We start from the raw sequence: 18,440 nt of genomic DNA, 5'->3' as shown, positions 1-18,440 counted from the left end.
AGAGGTCGTCATGACAGAGACACGCCCCCGCTCGCGCAAATCGCCCTACCCGCTGTGGTTTTTCATTCCGGCCGCAATCATTTATGGCGTGCTGTTTCTGGTTCCCACGGTATCCTCTCTCTGGTTCAGCCTGACACGCTGGGATCTTTCGACCGCCGAATTCATCGGGCTCGAAAACTTTCAGCAGTTCTTTTCCGAACCCTTCCTGGTCAAGGGACTGGTCAACACGCTGATCTATGCCGTGACGACATCCGGCCTGAAGACGGTCTGCGGGTTGCTGCTCGCCGTGATGCTGACCAGCAATATTTTCGCCCGTGGTTTCCTGCGCACGCTGGTCTTCTTTCCCGTTCTGGTCTCGACGATCGGCATCGGCATCACCTTCACGGTGATGATGCATCCCACCAGGGGCATCATCAATGTCACGCTCGAAACGCTCGGCATTCCCGGCCCGGGATGGCTCACCAATCCGGCACTCGCGCTTTTTTCCGTGGCGCTCGTCGATCTCTGGAAGGGTGTCGGCCTCGCCACACTGATCTTCATCGCCGGCCTCGCTGCGATCAGCCCTGACTATTATGAGGCGGCCAGAATTGACGGCGCCACACGCCCCCAGCAATTTTTCCGGATCACTCTGCCGCTTGTGCGTCCCGCCACCATTACCGTGGTGACATTGTCGCTGATCGGCGGGCTTCGATCCTTTGACCTGATATGGGCGATGACCCGCGGAGGGCCCGGTTTCTCCTCTGATGTGATCGCTTCGGTCATCTACAAACAGTACCAGGCAGGCTTCTACGGTCTGTCGACCGCTGGAAACGTCATCCTGTTTGCGCTGATTGCAGTGATCATCCTGCCACTCACCCTTTGGTTCAACCGACGTGGGGTCGAAGAATGAGAAGCTCCCGCCCTTACGTGACCGGCGCGATAGCCCTTGCGGTGGCTGCCGTCGTCTTCGTGATGCCTTTCGTTTTCGTCGCTCTGCAGGCGGTCAAATCGAAATCCGAAGCGTCCCGCCTCAATTTCGATTTGCCTGAGCAGTGGCTGTTCTGGGATAATCTGGTGGCCGTTTTCAAGGCGCGCGACTACCAGCTCGTGCTCGCCTATTTCAACTCCTCGCTGATCACCGTGGTCTCTGTCACGATCCTGATCCTACTTTCGGCGATGGTCGGTTATGTAATGCAGCGCCGCAAGACCGCCTGGAACAGGGTGGCCTCCATTGCCCTTTTCATGGGTCTGATGATGCCCCCAGCCGTCGTGCCAACCATCGGCCTCCTGCAGGAGATCGGTCTCTTCAAGACCATGACCGGGATGATCCTGATCCAGGTCGCCTACAATCTCTCTTTCTCGACCCTGCTCTACCGGTCGTTCATCTCGACCATACCGCGCGACCTCGACGAGGCGGCGCTGATCGATGGCGCCAAGCCCCGGCAGATTTTCTTCAGAGTGATCCTGCCGCTGCTGAAGCCGGTGACCGTCACCAACATCGTCGTTCAGTCCATTGCGATCTTCAACGATTTCACCAACCCGCTCTACTATCTTCCGGGCAAGGAGAACGTGACCGTGCAACTGACGCTCTATAACTTCCAGAGCATGTACACGAGCCAGTACAATCTCCTGTTCATGAATATCCTCCTCGTGACGATCCCGCCGCTGATCGTCTTCATCTTCTTCAACCGGCAGATCGTCGCGGGCATGACGGCTGGCGCAGTCAAAGGGTAGCAGAATGGCTGAGCTCACTCTCAAACAGGTTCGCAAGAGCTTTGGCGCCCTTGAAGTCATCAAGGGGATCGATCTGGAGGTTGCCTCCGGCGAGTTCGTCGTTTTCGTCGGCCCATCTGGATGCGGAAAGTCGACGCTGCTGCGGATCATCGCCGGCCTGGAGGAAGCGACGTCAGGCGCGCTGACCATCGGCAGCAAGGACGTGACCTATGCCGAACCCTCGGAGCGCGGCATTGCCATGGTATTCCAGAGCTACGCGCTCTACCCGCACATGACCGTGGCGGAGAATATCGGCTTCGGGCTTTCGCTCGCCCGCCGCCCGAAGGCTGAGATCGCCGCCAAGGTGGCGGCAGCCGCCGAAACATTGCAGCTCACCCATCTCTTGCAGAGAAAACCGAAAGCACTCTCCGGCGGCCAGAGGCAGCGCGTCGCCATCGGCCGGGCGATCGTTCGCGACCCCAAAGTTTTCCTGTTCGACGAGCCGCTCTCCAATCTCGACGCTTCGCTCAGAGCCCAGATGCGCCTCGAGATCGCCGATCTGCACGCCCGCCTGAAGTCGACGATGATCTATGTCACCCACGACCAGGTCGAAGCGATGACGATGGCGGACAAGATCGTCGTCCTGAATGGAGGCGCGGTCGAGCAGATCGGCAGCCCGATGGAACTCTACCGCAAGCCCGCGACACCCTTCGTCGCCGGTTTCATCGGCAGCCCGAAGATGAACCTCTATGGCGGCGAGACCGCGCGGCGAATGAACTGCACGACTTATGGTATTCGCCCCGAACATATCAGGCTTTCGGAAGGTGCCGGGCAATGGCAGGGCAGGATCCGGCATCTCGAGCGGCTTGGCGCCGACGCAATCCTCTACCTCGACGTCCCCGAACTCGGCGAGATGGTGGTGCGCGCCGAAGGCGAGACGCCGTTTGCGCCTGGTATGACGGTCTGGGCAAATCCGGTCGAAGGAGCGGAACATCGGTTCTGAAGTCAATGCTCGCCGGTCGTCTCAGCGTTGAAACGCTTGCAACCGCTCAGCATCGACCTGATCGGCACCAGACGAAAAGCGCCGCTTTCCTTCCTACCCGCTTATGAGCCTGCGGAATTTCAGGCGAGAAGACGCGCGGGTTGGCCTTGGCGGATGACCAGTTCGACCGCCTGCTTGTCGAAAGATACGAAGCTCTCGCCGCCAAGCCATGCTCCTTCATGGGCAATCACGCCATCTGCGAAATCGCCGCCGGCCTCCAGCATGGCCAGTCCTGCTTCGACCGCAGGACGGTTCATCGCCACATTGCCCGCGTTGAGCAGGTCGTGGATCGTCTGTGAAACATCTTCCTTTGACAGCCTGGCGCCTCGACGCAGTATCCAGACCAGTTCACACAAACTCGGCAGGGAAACCGCGATCAGCGATGCTTCCTTGAGGAGCTTTGCCGCTGCCCTGCCCTGCTCGGCATCGTCCTGCAGGACGGCTCGAGCAAGAATGTTGGTATCGACTGAAACCTTCATTCCTCGCCGGCCCAGCCCGAAGCCGCGATTTCGTTCATCTCTTCAATGGTCAAGGGCTTCTTCATCTTGCCGGCATGCCGACCGATAAAGTCGTCGATTGTCCCCGTCGGACGAGCAGCCTTTACCCGCAGCTCGCCCCCAGGCAGCTTGTCGAATTCGATCCGCTCCCCCGGTTTGACCCCAAGGTGCGTCAGCAAATCCCGTCTCAGCGTGATTTGCCCTTTCATTGTGACGGCAAGGGAAGCCATGCCAAATCTCCTCGTGAACCAATAGAAAAGTAATGGAATTTTTCCTTACATTCAAGGCTTGTTGGTAGGCGGCTCGCTCCAACCGAAAAAAGAGCGCCGATTAGAGCCGCCTACCTAAAACCGGTCGGGACGCAGGGGCGCCAGATCGACAGCCGGGGGCTGTCCTGCGACCAGTTGGGAAACCAGATAGCCGGTCAGAGCCGACAGCGTCAGACCGACATGGCCGTGGCCGAAGGCATAGGTGACACGAGGCAAGTGCCGGGAGCTACCGATCACCGGAAGTGAATCCGGCATGGACGGGCGAAAACCCAGCCACTCGTCGCTGCCCTGTCCGGCCGCCGGCAGGAGCATTTTCACGCCGTCACGGATCATCGCGGTCCGCTTGGGGTTCAACGGAGCGGCAAGTCCGCCGAGTTCGACAGTTCCGGCCGCACGCAATCCATCTGCCATCGGCACCATGTAGAAACCGTGTTCGGGATAGCAGACCGGGCGCGACAGCAGATGGCCCGCTTGCGGGAACAGGACGTGATAACCGCGCTCGGTGTCGAGCAGGACGAGATCGCCGATCGATGCCGTCAGTTTGCGCGAATGGGCGCCGGCGGCCACGACCGCATGGTCCGCAAGGATTTGCTTGTCCGCGATCCGCAGGCCGATGCCGTTGTCGCGCGGCTCGATCGCCGAGACTTCGCCGCGGACGATTTCCCCTCCGCCGTTTATAACAGCCTCCGCAAGCGCGAAGGCGAGTTGCCTGGGGCTGGAAAAGACATAAGCGTCACGGAACAGCACGCCCTTGTGGTAGAGCGGCGCAAGATTAGGCTCCATGTTCTGGATATCGGCGCGGTTCAGCCGGTCCATCGCGACGCCATGACGCTCACGCAGCGCGTTCTCGGCGTCAGCCGCCCGGAATTGCGCTTCGCTCTTATAGAGATACAGGCAGCCGTCATGCCGTTTCAGCCGCTCGGCGCCTGCCTGCGTGACAAGCGGTCGCCAAGCGGCATCGGCGTGGGAAAGCAGCACCGCCAGTGCGCCGGCGATCCGCTCGACCTCGGATTTCCCGCTCGATGCCAGGAAGGCGCGCAGCCACGGTACCAGTTGCGGCAGGTATCTCCAGACGATCGCCAGCGGACCGAGCGGATTGAGCAGCATGCCCGGCACAAGCCAGATGACGCCCGGCGTCGCGACGGGAACGACGCCGTGCGGCGCAAAGGTGCAGGCATTCCCATAGGAGCAGGACTGCCGGTAGGATGCATCGCCCAAGGGCGGCGCCGGATCGATAATCGTGACCCGGTGCCCCATTCTTTGCAGCCAAAGGGCCGTGCAGAGACCGACCAATCCGGCACCGACCACAGCCACATGCTGGCGCTCGGCGTCGGGCAAGGGCTGAAGCTCCGGCAGCGACTTGTTCATCGCCTAGACCAGGCCGGCCAGAGCGCGGGGACGATCGTTCAGCGTGGCGGCAATGATGCGCAGCGCCGTTGCAAGTTCATCACGCGACGATGCGCAGCCGACATTGACGCGAACGGCATGCTCGACCGGCTGACGGTCACAGGCAAAGGCGGTGGCAGCCATGACGGCAACGCCATGGGCGCGCAGATTGGCGGCAAAATCCTCGCATCGCCATGGCGCCGGCAACCTCAGCCATAAAAACATGCAGCGCGGATCGGCGGAGAAGGAATGGCCGGCAAGGATCGTCGTGACGATCGCGTGGCGTGCGCGCAGCTCCGCAAGCTGAGCCTTCAGGATCGCTTCGGCCGTGCCGTCCTCCAGCCAGCGGGTCGCAAGCAGCAGCGGCAGCGGAGAGGGCATCCAGGCGGTCGTGCGAACCGCCTCGGCAGACAGCAGCGCCCGGCCGGGCGGGCAGGAGAGATAGCCGACGCGCAGACCCGGCGCCAGCGCCTTGGAGAGCGCTGATATATGGTAGGTTCTGCTCGGCGCAAGCGTGATCAAGGCGCTTGCCCGGGTCCCGAGCATCGGTCCATAGACATCGTCCTCGATGATGACGAGATCGTGCTTTTCCGCGACATCGACCAGTTCGCGCCGGCGAGCCTCGCTCATGGTGACGACGGTCGGATTGTGCATCGAGGGAACTGTGAAGACGGCGCGGACCGTCTCACGGCGGCAGATATCGTCGACTTCCGCCGCCGACATGCCCTGATCGTCACTTCCAATGCCGATAATGCGGAAGCGGAACATTTGGGCAAGCGCGATCAGGCCGTAATAGGTCAGCCGATCGCAGACGATGGTGTCGCCGGGCTCTATCAGGCTGCTGATCACCGCCAGCAAAGCGTGCTGGGCGCCGCTGGTGACCACGATATCCTCTTCGGACGGATCGAAGCCGTTGAGCGATATCCATTTCCTCGCCGCGTGGCGTGCCCAGGCCGGCCCTTCCGGCGGCTGGTATTCCTGCATCTGGCGAAAGCGCCGGTCGGACGACAGGTCAGGCAAAGATTGCGCCAAGCGCTGCTGGAAATCGTCGACGGCCGGCCGGTTGACCGTCAGGTCTATGACACCGGCCGGGCTCGCCGCCCGGTCGACCCGCGGCATGGCGCCGTCGCCCATCACGATCGTGCCGCGCCGGGTGCTGCCCATCACAAGGTTGAGGTTCTGCAATTCGCGGTAGGCGCGCGTGACTGTGGAGACGTTGAGCGACCGCTCCCGCGCGAGGTCACGCTGCGGCGGAAGCTGGCTGCCGGGGGGCAAGGCCCCCGAGCGGATCCTCGCCTCGAGCTCGTTTGCGAGCTCCAGATAGGCCGGTATCCGCGTTTCCCTCTCCTGATTTGTCCGGGTCACTTCCGATCTTTCAGACATACAATTCCTGTAACAGCGGCATAAATCCCATAAGCCGAACGCGCGCATCAATCACCGTGGCGCTGCGATTCAGCTTGCTTTCGTGCGACATAGCACGCTTTTCCCGCGTTTTCGAGACCCTGTCGCCGCCGCCACACAAAATTATTTGTGTGGCTTGACAAGCCGAACTGGACCGAGACAATATGACCCAGCATCGAGACAAAGAGGCAGGGACCCGCCGATGCAAACAGGAGGACTTCATGAGCGAGCGCTTCATTGCTTTCGAAGGCGTGCGTAAATCCTATGACGGCGTCAGCTATGTCGTGCGCGGCCTGGACCTCGACATCGCCAAAGGGGAATTTCTGACCCTTCTCGGTCCGTCCGGATCCGGCAAGACCACGACGCTGATGATGCTGGCCGGCTTCGAGGCGCCGACCGACGGGACGATCACCCTTGCCGACAACAGGATCGACAGCGTTCCGCCGCATCGCCGCAATATCGGTGTGGTCTTCCAGAACTACGCACTCTTCCCGCATATGACCGTCGGCGAGAACGTCGCCTTCCCGCTGAAAATGCGCCGGCTCGGCAACGCGGAGATCACCGAGCGGGTGCGCCGAGCGCTCGACATGGTGCGCATGGCGAGCTTCGAAACGCGGCGGCCCAACCAGCTTTCCGGCGGACAACAGCAGCGCATCGCGCTCGCCCGGGCTCTGGTCTTCGAGCCGCAGCTCGTGCTGATGGACGAACCGCTCGGTGCGCTCGACAAGCAGCTTCGCGAACATATGCAGCTCGAGATCAAGCACCTGCATGCCCGCCTCGGCATCAACGTCGTCTACGTCACCCACGACCAGAGCGAGGCGCTGACTATGTCGGATCGGGTCGGCGTGTTCAATGACGGCATCCTGCAGCAGATCGCACCGCCGCATGCGCTCTACGAGACGCCGGCAAACCCCTTCGTCGCAACCTTTATCGGCGAGAACAATGCGATATCGGGCGAAGTCGTCGCGATCGAAGATGCGGTCTGCCGAATTCGCGCGCCCGATGGTTCGATCATTGCCGGCTATGCCGGAGAAGGATTGAAGCAAGGCGCGCGGGCAACGCTGGTGTTGCGGCCGGAGCGGATTCAGCTGGCGCCCGCAGCCGAGGTTCCCAACCGGTTCACCGCGACGCTCAAGGAAATCATCTATCACGGCGACCATGTCAGGTTGCGCGTCTCAGCCTGTGGCTGCGACGACGTCTTCATCAAAGTGGCAGCCGCCCAGGACATTCCGGTTCATGCGCCAGGCGCGAATACCGTCATCGGCTGGACGCCGGAGGATTGCCGCGTGCTCGCGCTCTCCTGACCGGACATTCATTCTTTCGCAAACGCAGCTACAAAAAGGGGAACCACCATGATGCGTTTAAACTACATGCTTCTCAGTTCCGTCATCACTCTTGCCATCGCAGGAGCCGCATTTGCCGAGGATACGCTGACCGTCACATCCTGGGGTGGCGCCTATACGAAGAGCCAGGAGGAGGCCTTTTTCAAGCCGTTCGCCAAGGAAGCCGGCGCCAAGATCCTCCAGGACGAATGGGACGGCTCCACGGCCAAGCTGAAGGGCATGGTCGAAACAGGCCAAGTGACCTGGGATGTCGTCGATGTCGAACCCAGCCATGCGTTGCAAGGCTGCGACGAGGGCTGGCTCGAAACGATCGACTACTCGAAGCTCGGCGGCAAGGACGCCTTCATCGACGGCGCTGCGATGGATTGCGCCGTCGCGACGATCGTCTTCGGCACCATCTATGCTTTTGATGCCGCCAAGTTCCCGAATGGCGGGCCAACGACCATGGCCGATCTGTTCGACACGGCCAAGTTCCCCGGACCGCGCGCCTTGCGCAAGTCTCCGAAGACCACGTTGGAATTCGCCTTGATTGCCGACGGCGTCAAACCCGCCGAGGTTTACGATGTGCTCGGCACGTCGGAGGGCGTCGACCGCGCCTTCAAGAAGCTCGACACGATCAAGAAGGATGTGAAGGTCTGGTGGACGGCGGGCGCGCAGCCGCCGCAGCTTCTCGCCGACGGCGAAGTGGTGATGACTACGGCATGGAACGGCCGCATCTACGATGCCGTCAAGAACAGCGGCAAGAACTTCAAGATCGTCTGGGACGGCCAGGGAATGGACTTCAATCTCTGGGCCGAGCCGAAAGGCTCGAAGAACAAGGAACTGGCGGACAAATTCGTCGCCTTCACCGTCAATCCCGACGTGATGGCGCAGCAGTCCAAATATATCTCCTATGGCCCGACCCTGAAAGCGGCCATCGCAAAGGTTCCGCCGGATATTCTCGTCGATCTGCCGACAGCGCCTGAAAATACCAAGAACGCCTTTGTCGTCTCCTCCGAGTTCTGGGCCGATCATGATGAGGAGTTGACTGAACGCTTCAACAAGTGGCTCGCACAGTAACCTCGTCGGGCGGGCGGGTGTCCCCCTGACCTCGTCCGCCCCTTTTTCTCCCTCAGGAAGGCAGAGCGATGGCGATCGCGACAATGAATGATGGCGATGAGGCAAGGATTGCCGCTCGCACGCGGGCGAAAAGGTTCGGCGGTGCGAAAAGCAAGGCGCAGCTGAGAGCGCTGCTGCTGATCGCACCTCTGTTGATCTTCCTGCTGCTCGTCTTCGTCCTGCCCATTGCCCTGTTGTTGACACGCGCGGTCGACAACAGGGCGGCTTCCGCCGCCCTGCCCTACACGATGTCGGCTCTATCAGCCTGGGATGAGCAGTCTGCGCCCGACGAAACGCTGTTTGCTGCCTTTGCCACCGATCTGAAACAATCGCCGCGCGACCAGATTGCCGAAGTGGCCAAGCGTCTCAACTATTACGAGACCGGCATGCGCTCGATGCTGTTGAAAACCGCTCGTACGATCCGCAACGCGGAGCCGCCCTATAAGACTGCCTTCGTCGCCATCGATCCCAAATGGGAGACGCCGCACTACTGGACGCTCATCAAGAATGCGTCGCCGCCCTTCACCGATTATTACCTGCTCGCCTCGCTCGACCTGGAGCGCGGTGCTTCGGGCGCCATCGGCAGGGTCTCGGCGGAGAATGCGGTGCATGTCGATGTCCTGATCCGCACTTTCGTCGTCAGCGCTTCGGTGACCGTGATCTGCCTGTTTCTCGGCTATCCCCTTGCCGCCCTGATCGCCCGATCGAAAGGAGCGGTCGCCAATACGCTGATGATCCTGGTGCTCCTGCCGTTCTGGACCTCGCTTCTGGTCCGCACCAGCGCCTGGGTCGTCTTGCTGCAGGGGCGCGGCGTGATCAACTCGGCGCTCATTTGGTTGGGCCTGATCGACCCAGCGCATCCCCTCGACCTGATCTACAATCGCGTCGGCGTGCTGATCGCCATGACTCATATTCTCCTGCCCTTTATGGTGCTGCCGATCTACAGCGTCATGAAGAGCATACCTCCGGTCTATCTGCGTGCCGCCTCGTCGCTTGGCGCGCCGCCGATGTCGGCCTTCTTCCGCATATACCTGCCGATGAGCATGCCTGGTGTCAGCGCCGGCGGGCTGCTCGTCTTCATTCTGGCGCTTGGCTACTACATCACCCCGGCCCTGGTCGGCGGGCCGGGAGACCAGATGGTGAGCTATTTCATCGCTTATTACTCAAATCAGGTCACGAACTGGGGCATGGCGGCGGCTTTGAGCACGATCCTGCTGGTGGCGGTGTTGATCCTCTATGCCGTCTACAATCGCATTGTCGGCATCGACCGGCTGAGGATAGGTTGATGACGAACTTCCTTTCTTTCCCGCGGTTGTTTGCGATCCTCTTGTGGTTGGCTGGCGGCCTGGTGATCCTGTTCCTGATCGCACCGATCGTGGCGATCGTGCCACTCTCCTTCAATGCCGAGCCGTTCTTCACTTATCCCATGCCCGGCCTGTCGCTGCGGTGGTATCGCGAATTCTTCGATTCCAACGTCTGGCAGCTGGCGCTCAAGAACAGCATCATCGTCGCCGTCTTCGCCACGCTTCTGTCGACCTTTCTCGGCACGCTTGCCGCGATTGGCCTCAGCCGGCCCTCCTGCCCGGCACGTGCAACGCTGACCGCCATTCTGATTTCGCCGATGATCGTGCCGGTCATCGTTTCGGCGGTCGGCATCTATTATGCCTTCGCGGCCGTCGGGCTGCTCAACAGCCTGACCGGGCTAGTGCTGGCGCATACGGCGATCGGCGCCCCCTTCGTGGTGATCACCGTGACCGCCACGCTGGCAAGCTTCGATCACAATCTGATGCGGGCGGCATCCAGTCTCGGCGCAGCCCCGGTCGAAGCGACCGTGCGCATCATGCTGCCGATCATCGCGCCGGGGGTGGCGTCCGGCGCGCTCTTTGCCTTCGTGACCTCGTTCGACGAAGTGGTGATTGCGCTTTTCATCGCCGGTTCCGAAGAACGCACGCTGCCGCGCCAGATGTGGAGCGGCGTGCGCGAAACGCTGAGCCCGACGATCGCCGCCGTCGCCACGCTCCTCATCCTGTTTTCGACGCTGTTCCTCGCCACGATCCAATGGCTGCAGCGACGTGCCGAACGCCAAAAGATTGCGCATAGGGATTAATTCAGGGGGTTGAGCATGCAGATCGAACGCTACGAAACCGGAAAGCGGATGAGCCAGGCCGTGACCTATGGCGGCTTGGTGTTCCTCGCAGGCCAGGTCGCAATCGACGCGCCGGGCGCGTCCGTGCGCGAACAGACGACCAACATCCTGGCGCGGATCACCCGGCTTCTGGAAGGCGCAGGCAGCGATCCGACACGGATCCTCAGCGCGACGATCTGGCTTACCGACATCTCCAGCTTCGAAGACATGAATGCCGTCTGGGACGCCTGGCTGCCTTCAGGTCATGCGCCGGCGCGCGCCACGGTCGAAGCAAGGCTCGCCGGACCGGAATTCGCTGTCGAGATCGGCATCATAGCAGCGGTCGGGAACTGACGGTCCGCGCCGGACGTCATTTCGCCGGTGCGGATAAACCGCAAGCATCGACCAAGGTTAGGCAATGCCGCCCAGGCACACATATTTAAGTTCGGTATATTCGTCCAATCCGTGCCGCGACCCTTCGCGACCGAGACCCGACATCTTCACGCCGCCGAATGGGGCCTCGGCCGTCGAGACGAGACCGGTATTGACGCCGACCATCCCATATTCGAGCGCTTCGGCCACGCGAAATACCCGCGACAGATCGCGGGCGTAAAAATACGAAGCAAGCCCGAACTCGGTGTCGTTTGCCTGTTCGATCACGTCCTCTTCGTCGCGGAAGCGAAACAGCGGTGCGAGCGGCCCGAAAGTTTCCTCACGCGCCACCTGCATGCCGGCAGCAACATCGCGCAGGATCGTCGGCTCGAAGAAATGGCCGCCGAGCGCGTGGCGTTTGCCGCCTAAGACGATCCCGGCACCCTTTGAAACGGCATCGCTGATATGGCTTTCGACCTTGGCGACGGCATTATCGTCGATCAGCGGGCCAAGCACGACGTCACGGTCGAGACCGTTGCCGACCTTCAAGCCCGAAACCGCCGCGGCGAGCTTGGCGGCAAACGCTTCGTAGACTCCGTCCTGGACATAAAGCCGATTGGCGCAGACGCAGGTCTGGCCGTTGTTGCGGAACTTGGCGATGATTGCGCCTTCGACCGCAGCATCGAGATCGGCATCGTCGAAGACGATAAAGGGTGCATTGCCGCCAAGCTCGAGGCCGAGCTTTTTGATCGTCGGCGCGCATTGCCGGTAAAGCAGCTCGCCCGTCCGCGTGGAGCCGGTGAATGTCAGGACCCGAACGTCACGGCTTGCCGTCAGCGCCCCGCCAATTGCCGCTGCGTCACCCGTGACGATGTTGAAAAGCCCCGGCGGCAGGCCGGCACGCTCAGCGAGAACGGCGATCGCTATGGCGGAGAATGGCGTCTGCAGCGCCGGCTTGAGAACGACGGCACAGCCGGCGGCAAGCGCGGGGCCGATCTTGCGGGTAATCATCGCGTTCGGAAAGTTCCAGGGCGTGATCGCCGCCACCACGCCCGCAGGCTGGCGCAGGACGAGGATCCGCTTGTCCGGCTGATGTCCCGGTACGACCTCGCCGTTGATGCGTCTCGCCTCTTCGGCGAACCATTCGATAAAGCTTGCACCATAGGTGATCTCCCCCTTGGCCTCGGCCAGGGGCTTTCCCTGCTCCAACGTCAGGATCATTGCCAGATCGTCGCGGTTTTCGATCATCAGCCGATGCCACGCCTTCAGAACGGCGGCGCGCTCCCCGGCGGTCTTCTTCGCCCAAAGCTTCTGGGCAATGACCGCGGCGCGGATGGCATCTTCCGTTTCCGCGGCGCCGAGGTCGGGGACCAGCCCCAGCTGCTCCCCTGTCGCCGGATTGCGGACCGTCGCCGCCTTGCGGCCTTCCGCTTCGATCCAACGAGCGGCGATGGGGCATGCCTGACGGAACAGCGAGGGATCATTGAGCTTCATATGACAACTTTCAACAGAATACGTGAGCGGCACCGGGATCGAAATTCAGATGGACTATATCGCCACGGCTGAGCCCCGCGATAGCCTCGTGACCGAATGGCAGGCGAACCGCCAGCGCCTCGCCTGTCGCCGTCTCGGTCGAGACGTGAATATTGTTGCCGAGGAAGGTAATGTCGCTGACCGTTGCGGCAAGACCCGCTCCCGCCGCCTGGTTTCGCGACAACCGAATGCGCTCCGGCCTCAACATCAGGGCTGCCCTCGTCCCGGAGGTTCCTTTTCCATGCACCGGAATATGATTGAAGACGCTCCCGCCGCCAAGCGAAATGGTGGCCTGCCCATCGGAGGATGACAGCAGGTCGCATGAAATGAAGTCGCTGTCGCCGATGAATTCGGCAACGAAGCGGGTCCGCGGATTGGCGTAGAGTTCCGGGCCTGTCCCGATCTGATCGATGACACCCTTGGAAAAGACGGCGATGCGGTCGGAGAGCCGCAGCGCCTCCTCCTGGTCATGCGTGACATAGAGAATCGTCACTTCGGTCTGCTGATGGATCCGGCGTATCTCATGCTGGATTTCCTCGCGTAGCTTCTTGTCGAGCGCCGACAGCGGCTCGTCCATCAGAAGCACCGGAGGATCATAGGCAAGGGCTCTGGCAAGGGCGACACGTTGCTGCTGGCCGCCGGACATTTGTGCGGGCTTGCGATCCTCGAAGCCTTCGAGCCTCACGAGGCGCAGCATCTCCTTCACCTTGCTGTCGACCTCGGCCTTGGACTTGCGCCTGACCTTCAGCGGGAAGGCGATGTTTTCGCCCACCGTCAGGTGCGGAAACAGGGTGTAGCGCTGGAACACCATGCCGATGTTGCGCTTGTGCGACGGCGTGGCGAGCAGGGTCTTGCCCTCCAGCGTGATATCGCCTTTCGTCGGAGTTTCAAAACCGGCCAGGATGTAGAGGGTCGTGCTTTTCCCGGATCCGGACGGTCCGAGAAAGGTCAGGAATTCCCCTCGCCGAACGTCGAGATTGACGTCGTGGACGGCGACGACAGGGCCGTATTCCTTGCGTATTCCGCGGATCTGAAGGAATGGTTCTTTCATTGTTTCAGTACCTTACGCACGACGGCAACCAGCGCCATCAAGATGATCGTCAAAAGGATGAGAAGGGTCGACGCCGCGGCGACAACGGGCGTCAGGTCTTGCCGGAGCGTCGCCCATACCTTGACGGGCAGCGTCTGCAGGGTCGGGCTGGACATGAAGATCGCCACCACCACCTCGTCCCAGGATGTCAGGAACGAGAAGACGGCAGCCGAAAACAGCCCGTGGCTGATCGCCGGCAGGGTGACCCTGATCTTTGCTTCCAGAGGCGAAGCGCCACAAAGAACCGCCGCATCCTCGATCGACTTGTCGAAGCCCTCCAGCGCACTTGAGATGGACAGGATCGAGAAGGGCAGTGCGAGAACGAGGTGCGAAATGACGAAACCCGCCAACGTGCCGCCCAGGCCGATCCTCAGGAAGAAGGCATAAAGGGCAACCGCAAGGACCACGACGGGCAGGATCATTGGCGTCAGGAACAGCGCTTTCAGCGCATCGCGGAACAGGAACGAACCGCGCACCAGTCCAAAGGAGGTCACGAGCCCGAGCAGCACCGACAGGATCGTCACGATGACCGCGATCTTGAAGCTCGTCCAGGCCGATTCCAGCCAGCGCGGATCGGCAAAGAGCTCGCTGTACCACTGAAACGTCCAGCCGGGCGGCGGAAAGATCAGCCATTGCGAGGAGCCGAAGGAGAGCGCCGCGATAAAGACGATCGGCAGCAGCAGAAAGGCGGCGGTCAGAAGCGTGACCGCCAGCAGGATGTATTTCCACCAGCCGAGCCGGTCGAAATTGAGCAACATGTCAACGCCCTCCCGGGTTCTGGCTGACGACGAAACGTAGCTGCACGGCATAAAGCGCCAGGGTCACCACGAGGAGAACCAGCGCCGCGGCACCCCCCATTCCCCAGTTGACAAGCGACTGCACGAATTGCGCGATGAGCTCTGCGAGCATCATATTCGCGGTGCCGCCGAGCAGCGACGGCGTGACGAAATAACCAAGGGACATGACGAAGACCATGAGGGCACCGGCTGCCATGCCGGGCATGGCCAAAGGCAGCAGAACGCGGGTCAGGCACTGCCACCGGTTGGCGCCGCAAAGTGCTGCCGCCTGCAGGGTCGACGGGTCGATCTTCCTGATCACGCCGTAGAGCGGCAGGATGATGAAGGGCAGCATGATATAGGTCATGCCGATCGTGACCCCGGTCAGATTGTTGACGAGCGCTAAGGGCTTGTCGATCAGCCCCATTCCGATCAGCATCTTGTTGATGAGCCCTGTCCGCTGCAGCAGCACCATCCAGGCATAGGTGCGGGCCAGCAGGTTGGTCCACATCGACAAGAGCAGGATTGCAAAGATCACCGAGGTCAGGCGCCCGGGCATGATTGCCAGTGCCCAGGCAACGGGAAATCCGATCAGCAGCGAAATCGCGGTGACCAGACCGGAAACGATGAAGGTGTTGGCGAAAATCTTGAGATAGGTCGTGGACCCGATCAGCTGCGCATAGTTTCCAAGGCCCGGCACGGGTTCCAGCACGCTTCGCAACAAGAGTACCGCCACCGGCGCGATGAAAAAGATCGCCACGAAGGCGAGAGCCGGAAGGACCCCGCCAAACCCTGTTGCCCTACGCGCCTTTGGCAGGGGCGCAATTGCGCCGGAAGCATCGCTATATGTCGACATGACAGTCCTTCCCACCCGTCAATTTCCCCAGGCCGAGGCCCAACAATGGACACGACGCTGCGGAAGGCACGGCGAACATTCGCCGTGCCCGTTCATCTGCCGTTTCAGGTTATTTCGCCTGCCAGGCGTACCACTTCTCGCCGATGGCATCGCGATTGTCCGCCCAGTAGTTCATGTCGGCATTCACCTGCCTGGCCGTCTGCTGATCCGGCAGGGTCTTGGCCGTCTCCGGATCCATCAGCTTGGCCGAGTCAAAATTGATTGGCGCATATCCGGTGGCTTTTGCAAGGGCGGCCTGCGGTTCGGCCGAGGTCGCCATTGCAATGAACTTCATCGCCGCTTCCACGTTCGGCGAACCCTTCGGCACGACGAGCGAGTCCGCAGCGGTGATGTTCTGTTCCCATGAGGTCTCGGTCTTGATACCGCTCGCCGCAAGCGCGGTCATGCGGCCATTCCAGACACTGCCGAAGGGAGCCTCGGCGGATGCCAGAAGCTGCTGCGACTGTGCGCCGCCCGACCACCAGACGATATCCGATTTGATCGTATCGAGCTTCTTGAAGGCGCGGTCGAGATCAAGCGGATAGAGCTTGTCGGCGGCCACGCCGTCGGCAAGCAGCGCCGCTTCGATCACGCCGGGAGCCGACCACTTGTAGAATGTACGCTTTCCCGGAAACTTTGCCGTGTCGAACAGATCCGCCCAAGTCTTCGGGCAGGCGCTGACGGCATCGGCATTGCAGCCGATCACGAAGGAATAATAGAAACTGCCGACCGAATAGTCGGTCACGAAGCGCGGATCGAGCTTGGACTTGTCGATGACGGAGAAATCGAGTTTCTCGAGCTGGCCATTCTTGCCAGCCTGGGCGGCATAGTCGCCTTCGACGTCGACAACGTCCCAAGTGACCTGGCCAGCTTCGACCATCGCCTTGAGCTTGCCGTAATCCGTCGGCCCGTCCTGTACGACGGTGATGCCGGTCTTCTCCGTGAACGGGCTGGCCCATGCGGCCTTCTGCGCGTCCTGGGTCGTTCCTCCCCAGCTCGAGAAGACCATGTTGTCGGCGTGCGCCGGTGCGGACACAGCCACGAATGCGGCAACCGCCGCGAAAGCAAATGTTGTTTTCATGTTCCCTTATCCTTGTTCTGGTTTGTCCTAGGTATGCCTTATGCCGTCAGTGCGCCTCGCTCCCGGGAGAAAAGTTAGCTGGCTTCATAATCTTGTTTTCCGCTACTTCGATCAGATCGCGGATCTTGGGCAGAAAGGCCTGCCACCGGGGATCGGCCAGAAGCCTCTGGCGCCTCGCCTCCCGGTCGTCCAGGCTCGCAAAGGCCCAGATGTGGACGATCTCGTTGATCGTCCCGATCTCCGAAAAGAAGTAACCGACGAGCGTGCCGAGATGGCTCGTCTGGATCTCGATCCCCTCTTCCTCGACGACCTTGAGATATTGCGGGATGGTGCCGTTCTTCAGCCGGTAGGTCCGGATTTCGTAAAACATCGGCGCTACCTCATCACGAAGGGATCGGGGATCGGATCGTCCGATGTCCTGAGCCAGATCGTCTTGGTACGGGTATAGTCGAGCGCCGCGGCCATGCCGCCTTCCCTGCCATGGCCCGACCGGCCGAAACCGCCGAACGGCGCGATCGGCGATACCACGCGGTAGGTGTTGATCCAGACGATCCCGGCACGCAGCCCCTTCATCAGCCGGTGCGCCCGGGTCAGGTTCTGGGTGAAGACGCCGGAAGCCAGGCCATAACGGGTATCGTTGGCGAGCCGCAGCGCCTCGGCCTCCGTCTCGAACGACACGACGGACAGGACCGGCCCGAAGAACTCCTCGATCAGCGAGGGCGAGGCGACATCGTCGCAGTCGAGAATCGTCGGCGGGAAATAATAGCCGTCGCCGTCGATCTTGCGCCCTCCCGTGACAAGGCGGGCGCCGCTTTCGATCGACTTGGCGACGAGGGCGCCGATATTGTCCTGCTGGCGCTTGGTGGCAAGCGGGCCGACTTCGGTCGCCATATCGAGCGGAGCACCGATCCGGATCGCCTCGGCCTTATCCCGTAGCAGGGCGACGAATTGGTCCTTGATGCTGCGTTCGACGATGAGGCGCGATCCGGCAACGCAGCTCTGCCCTGTCGCGGCGAAGATGCCCGCGACCTGGGCATTGGCAGCGCTCTCGAGATCTGCATCGGCAAAGACGATGAACGGCGACTTGCCGCCAAGTTCAAGCGAGGTGGAGGCGAGGTTTTCGGCCGAGTTGCGAACGACGTGCCGGGCGGTTTCAGGGCCGCCGGTAAAGGCGACGTGGGCGACCTTCGGGTGCCGGCCGAGGGCGGCGCCGCAGGAGGCGCCGAAACCGGTGATGATGTTGACGACGCCGGCAGGAAAACCTGCCTCGTGCACGAGCCGTGCAAATTCGAGAAGCGGCGCCGGCCCGTCTTCCGAGGCCTTGACCACCATCGTGCAGCCGGCCGCGAGCGCCGGGCCGATCTTCACTGCCGACAGGAAGAGCTGGCTGTTCCATGGCACGACCATCGCAACGACGCCGATCGGCTCGCGGCGAAGCCAGACATCCATGTCGGGCTTGTCGATCGGCAGGTAGGCGCCTTCAATCTTGTCGGCGATGCCGGCATAGTAGCGATAGTATTCGGCGACATAAGCGATCTGCGCCGATGTTTCGCGGATGATCTTGCCGGTGTCGCGCGTCTCCAGTTCAGCGAGCACCTGCGCGTTGGCGGCAACCAGATCGGCCAGCTTGTAAAGCAGCTTGCCGCGTTGGGTGGCCGTCAGTTTCGGCCATGGGCCGTCGTAAAGCGCCCTGTCGGCCGCGTTGACAGCCCGATCGACATCGCCCTCGCGCGCTTCGGGCATCTCAGCCCAGATCGCGCCGGAGGCGGGATCGATGCTCGGAGAGCTGGCCTCGCCATCTGAAAATTCGCCGTCGATATAGTGCTGGAAACGCCGCATG

At 61.6% G+C, this 18,440-nt stretch carries 19 protein-coding genes; 8 read left to right on the top strand and 11 right to left on the bottom strand.

The annotated features are described in order from the left end of the window. The first annotated feature begins 10 nt into the window (after window positions 1-10). The 3 genes from BS630_RS33635 to BS630_RS33625 are packed head-to-tail and all read left to right on the top strand — an operon-like array spanning window position 11 to window position 2,695. Complete coding sequence (locus BS630_RS33635) at window positions 11-889, top strand: carbohydrate ABC transporter permease (protein ID WP_077980931.1); 879 nt, start codon at window positions 11-13, stop codon at window positions 887-889. After that, a complete protein-coding gene (locus BS630_RS33630) occupies window positions 886-1,713 on the top strand; it encodes a carbohydrate ABC transporter permease (protein WP_077980930.1) in 828 nt (275 codons plus the stop codon). The genes BS630_RS33635 and BS630_RS33630 overlap by 4 nt, the downstream gene beginning before the upstream one ends. 4 nt (window positions 1,714-1,717) lie before the next feature. Further along, window positions 1,718-2,695, top strand: coding sequence for an ABC transporter ATP-binding protein (locus tag BS630_RS33625; RefSeq protein WP_077980929.1), 978 nt, complete (start codon window positions 1,718-1,720; stop codon window positions 2,693-2,695). Window positions 2,696-2,814: 119 nt separating this feature from the next. On the opposite strand, the gene BS630_RS33620 is transcribed toward BS630_RS33625, so the two are convergent. The 4 genes from BS630_RS33620 to BS630_RS33605 all read right to left on the bottom strand — a co-directional run bounded on the left by BS630_RS33620 (window position 2,815) and on the right by BS630_RS33605 (window position 6,269). Then, entirely contained in the window at window positions 2,815-3,213 is a 399-nt protein-coding gene (locus BS630_RS33620) for a type II toxin-antitoxin system VapC family toxin (RefSeq protein WP_029873484.1), read from the bottom strand. After that, window positions 3,210-3,461 (bottom strand): AbrB/MazE/SpoVT family DNA-binding domain-containing protein, encoded by a 252-nt coding sequence (locus tag BS630_RS33615; RefSeq protein WP_003538685.1) that lies wholly within the window; start codon window positions 3,459-3,461, stop codon window positions 3,210-3,212. Before BS630_RS33615 ends, BS630_RS33620 begins: the two co-directional genes overlap by 4 nt. A 114-nt stretch (window positions 3,462-3,575) precedes the next feature. Continuing rightward, entirely contained in the window at window positions 3,576-4,868 is a 1,293-nt protein-coding gene (locus tag BS630_RS33610; protein ID WP_077980928.1) for an NAD(P)/FAD-dependent oxidoreductase, read from the bottom strand. A 3-nt stretch (window positions 4,869-4,871) separates the two neighbouring features. Then, entirely contained in the window at window positions 4,872-6,269 is a 1,398-nt protein-coding gene (locus tag BS630_RS33605) for an aminotransferase-like domain-containing protein (protein WP_077980927.1), read from the bottom strand. A 239-nt stretch (window positions 6,270-6,508) separates the two neighbouring features. On the opposite strand from BS630_RS33605, the gene BS630_RS33600 reads away from it, so the two are divergent. From BS630_RS33600 to BS630_RS33580, 5 genes are all read left to right on the top strand, one after another. Continuing rightward, entirely contained in the window at window positions 6,509-7,591 is a 1,083-nt protein-coding gene (locus tag BS630_RS33600) for an ABC transporter ATP-binding protein (RefSeq protein ID WP_077980926.1), read from the top strand. 48 nt (window positions 7,592-7,639) lie between these two features. Then, window positions 7,640-8,689: an ABC transporter substrate-binding protein gene (locus BS630_RS33595; protein ID WP_077980925.1), complete on the top strand. Its 1,050-nt coding sequence runs from the start codon at window positions 7,640-7,642 to the stop codon at window positions 8,687-8,689. A gap of 68 nt (window positions 8,690-8,757) precedes the next feature. Further along, window positions 8,758-10,014, top strand: coding sequence for an ABC transporter permease (locus tag BS630_RS33590; RefSeq protein WP_077980924.1), 1,257 nt, complete (start codon window positions 8,758-8,760; stop codon window positions 10,012-10,014). Next, on the top strand, window positions 10,014-10,835 hold the full coding sequence (locus tag BS630_RS33585; protein WP_077980923.1) for an ABC transporter permease: 822 nt from the start codon (window positions 10,014-10,016) through the stop codon (window positions 10,833-10,835). The genes BS630_RS33590 and BS630_RS33585 overlap by 1 nt, the downstream gene beginning before the upstream one ends. A 15-nt stretch (window positions 10,836-10,850) precedes the next feature. Beyond that, complete coding sequence (locus BS630_RS33580) at window positions 10,851-11,207, top strand: RidA family protein (RefSeq protein ID WP_077980922.1); 357 nt, start codon at window positions 10,851-10,853, stop codon at window positions 11,205-11,207. Between the two features lie 57 nt (window positions 11,208-11,264). Here the strand turns inward: BS630_RS33580 and BS630_RS33575 are convergent, their stop codons facing one another. The 7 genes from BS630_RS33575 to BS630_RS33545 form a co-directional block, all read right to left on the bottom strand. Beyond that, window positions 11,265-12,719, bottom strand: coding sequence for an NAD-dependent succinate-semialdehyde dehydrogenase (locus BS630_RS33575; protein ID WP_077980921.1), 1,455 nt, complete (start codon window positions 12,717-12,719; stop codon window positions 11,265-11,267). A gap of 10 nt (window positions 12,720-12,729) precedes the next feature. Continuing rightward, window positions 12,730-13,809, bottom strand: coding sequence for an ABC transporter ATP-binding protein (locus tag BS630_RS33570; RefSeq protein WP_011654284.1), 1,080 nt, complete (start codon window positions 13,807-13,809; stop codon window positions 12,730-12,732). Then, on the bottom strand, window positions 13,806-14,606 hold the full coding sequence (locus BS630_RS33565; RefSeq protein ID WP_077980920.1) for an ABC transporter permease: 801 nt from the start codon (window positions 14,604-14,606) through the stop codon (window positions 13,806-13,808). The genes BS630_RS33570 and BS630_RS33565 overlap by 4 nt, the downstream gene beginning before the upstream one ends. A gap of 1 nt (window position 14,607) precedes the next feature. Next, a complete protein-coding gene (locus BS630_RS33560; protein WP_077980919.1) occupies window positions 14,608-15,480 on the bottom strand; it encodes an ABC transporter permease in 873 nt (290 codons plus the stop codon). A gap of 109 nt (window positions 15,481-15,589) precedes the next feature. Beyond that, a complete protein-coding gene (locus tag BS630_RS33555; RefSeq protein WP_077980918.1) occupies window positions 15,590-16,600 on the bottom strand; it encodes an ABC transporter substrate-binding protein in 1,011 nt (336 codons plus the stop codon). 46 nt (window positions 16,601-16,646) lie between these two features. After that, a complete protein-coding gene (locus BS630_RS33550; protein WP_077980917.1) occupies window positions 16,647-16,970 on the bottom strand; it encodes an NIPSNAP family protein in 324 nt (107 codons plus the stop codon). Window positions 16,971-16,975: 5 nt separating this feature from the next. Continuing rightward, window positions 16,976-18,439: an aldehyde dehydrogenase gene (locus BS630_RS33545; protein WP_077980916.1), complete on the bottom strand. Its 1,464-nt coding sequence runs from the start codon at window positions 18,437-18,439 to the stop codon at window positions 16,976-16,978. Window position 18,440: the final 1 nt, after the last annotated feature.

It is taken from the genome of Rhizobium laguerreae (genome assembly GCF_002008165.1).
Lineage (GTDB): Bacteria > Pseudomonadota > Alphaproteobacteria > Rhizobiales > Rhizobiaceae > Rhizobium > Rhizobium laguerreae.
Note: the sequence above shows the minus strand (reverse complement) of the source record. Positions and strands in the feature narration are given on the sequence as shown.

Coding starts and splice junctions, on each gene's coding strand:
- BS630_RS33635 (WP_077980931.1), top strand. CDS start 11: ATGACAGAGACACGCCCCCGCTCGCGCAAATCGCCCTACCCGCTGTGG.
- BS630_RS33630 (WP_077980930.1), top strand. CDS start 886: ATGAGAAGCTCCCGCCCTTACGTGACCGGCGCGATAGCCCTTGCGGTG.
- BS630_RS33625 (WP_077980929.1), top strand. CDS start 1,718: ATGGCTGAGCTCACTCTCAAACAGGTTCGCAAGAGCTTTGGCGCCCTT.
- BS630_RS33620 (WP_029873484.1), bottom strand. CDS start 3,213: ATGAAGGTTTCAGTCGATACCAACATTCTTGCTCGAGCCGTCCTGCAG.
- BS630_RS33615 (WP_003538685.1), bottom strand. CDS start 3,461: ATGGCTTCCCTTGCCGTCACAATGAAAGGGCAAATCACGCTGAGACGG.
- BS630_RS33610 (WP_077980928.1), bottom strand. CDS start 4,868: ATGAACAAGTCGCTGCCGGAGCTTCAGCCCTTGCCCGACGCCGAGCGC.
- BS630_RS33605 (WP_077980927.1), bottom strand. CDS start 6,269: ATGTCTGAAAGATCGGAAGTGACCCGGACAAATCAGGAGAGGGAAACG.
- BS630_RS33600 (WP_077980926.1), top strand. CDS start 6,509: ATGAGCGAGCGCTTCATTGCTTTCGAAGGCGTGCGTAAATCCTATGAC.
- BS630_RS33595 (WP_077980925.1), top strand. CDS start 7,640: ATGATGCGTTTAAACTACATGCTTCTCAGTTCCGTCATCACTCTTGCC.
- BS630_RS33590 (WP_077980924.1), top strand. CDS start 8,758: ATGGCGATCGCGACAATGAATGATGGCGATGAGGCAAGGATTGCCGCT.
- BS630_RS33585 (WP_077980923.1), top strand. CDS start 10,014: ATGACGAACTTCCTTTCTTTCCCGCGGTTGTTTGCGATCCTCTTGTGG.
- BS630_RS33580 (WP_077980922.1), top strand. CDS start 10,851: ATGCAGATCGAACGCTACGAAACCGGAAAGCGGATGAGCCAGGCCGTG.
- BS630_RS33575 (WP_077980921.1), bottom strand. CDS start 12,719: ATGAAGCTCAATGATCCCTCGCTGTTCCGTCAGGCATGCCCCATCGCC.
- BS630_RS33570 (WP_011654284.1), bottom strand. CDS start 13,809: ATGAAAGAACCATTCCTTCAGATCCGCGGAATACGCAAGGAATACGGC.
- BS630_RS33565 (WP_077980920.1), bottom strand. CDS start 14,606: ATGTTGCTCAATTTCGACCGGCTCGGCTGGTGGAAATACATCCTGCTG.
- BS630_RS33560 (WP_077980919.1), bottom strand. CDS start 15,480: ATGTCGACATATAGCGATGCTTCCGGCGCAATTGCGCCCCTGCCAAAG.
- BS630_RS33555 (WP_077980918.1), bottom strand. CDS start 16,600: ATGAAAACAACATTTGCTTTCGCGGCGGTTGCCGCATTCGTGGCTGTG.
- BS630_RS33550 (WP_077980917.1), bottom strand. CDS start 16,970: ATGTTTTACGAAATCCGGACCTACCGGCTGAAGAACGGCACCATCCCG.
- BS630_RS33545 (WP_077980916.1), bottom strand. CDS start 18,439: ATGCGGCGTTTCCAGCACTATATCGACGGCGAATTTTCAGATGGCGAG.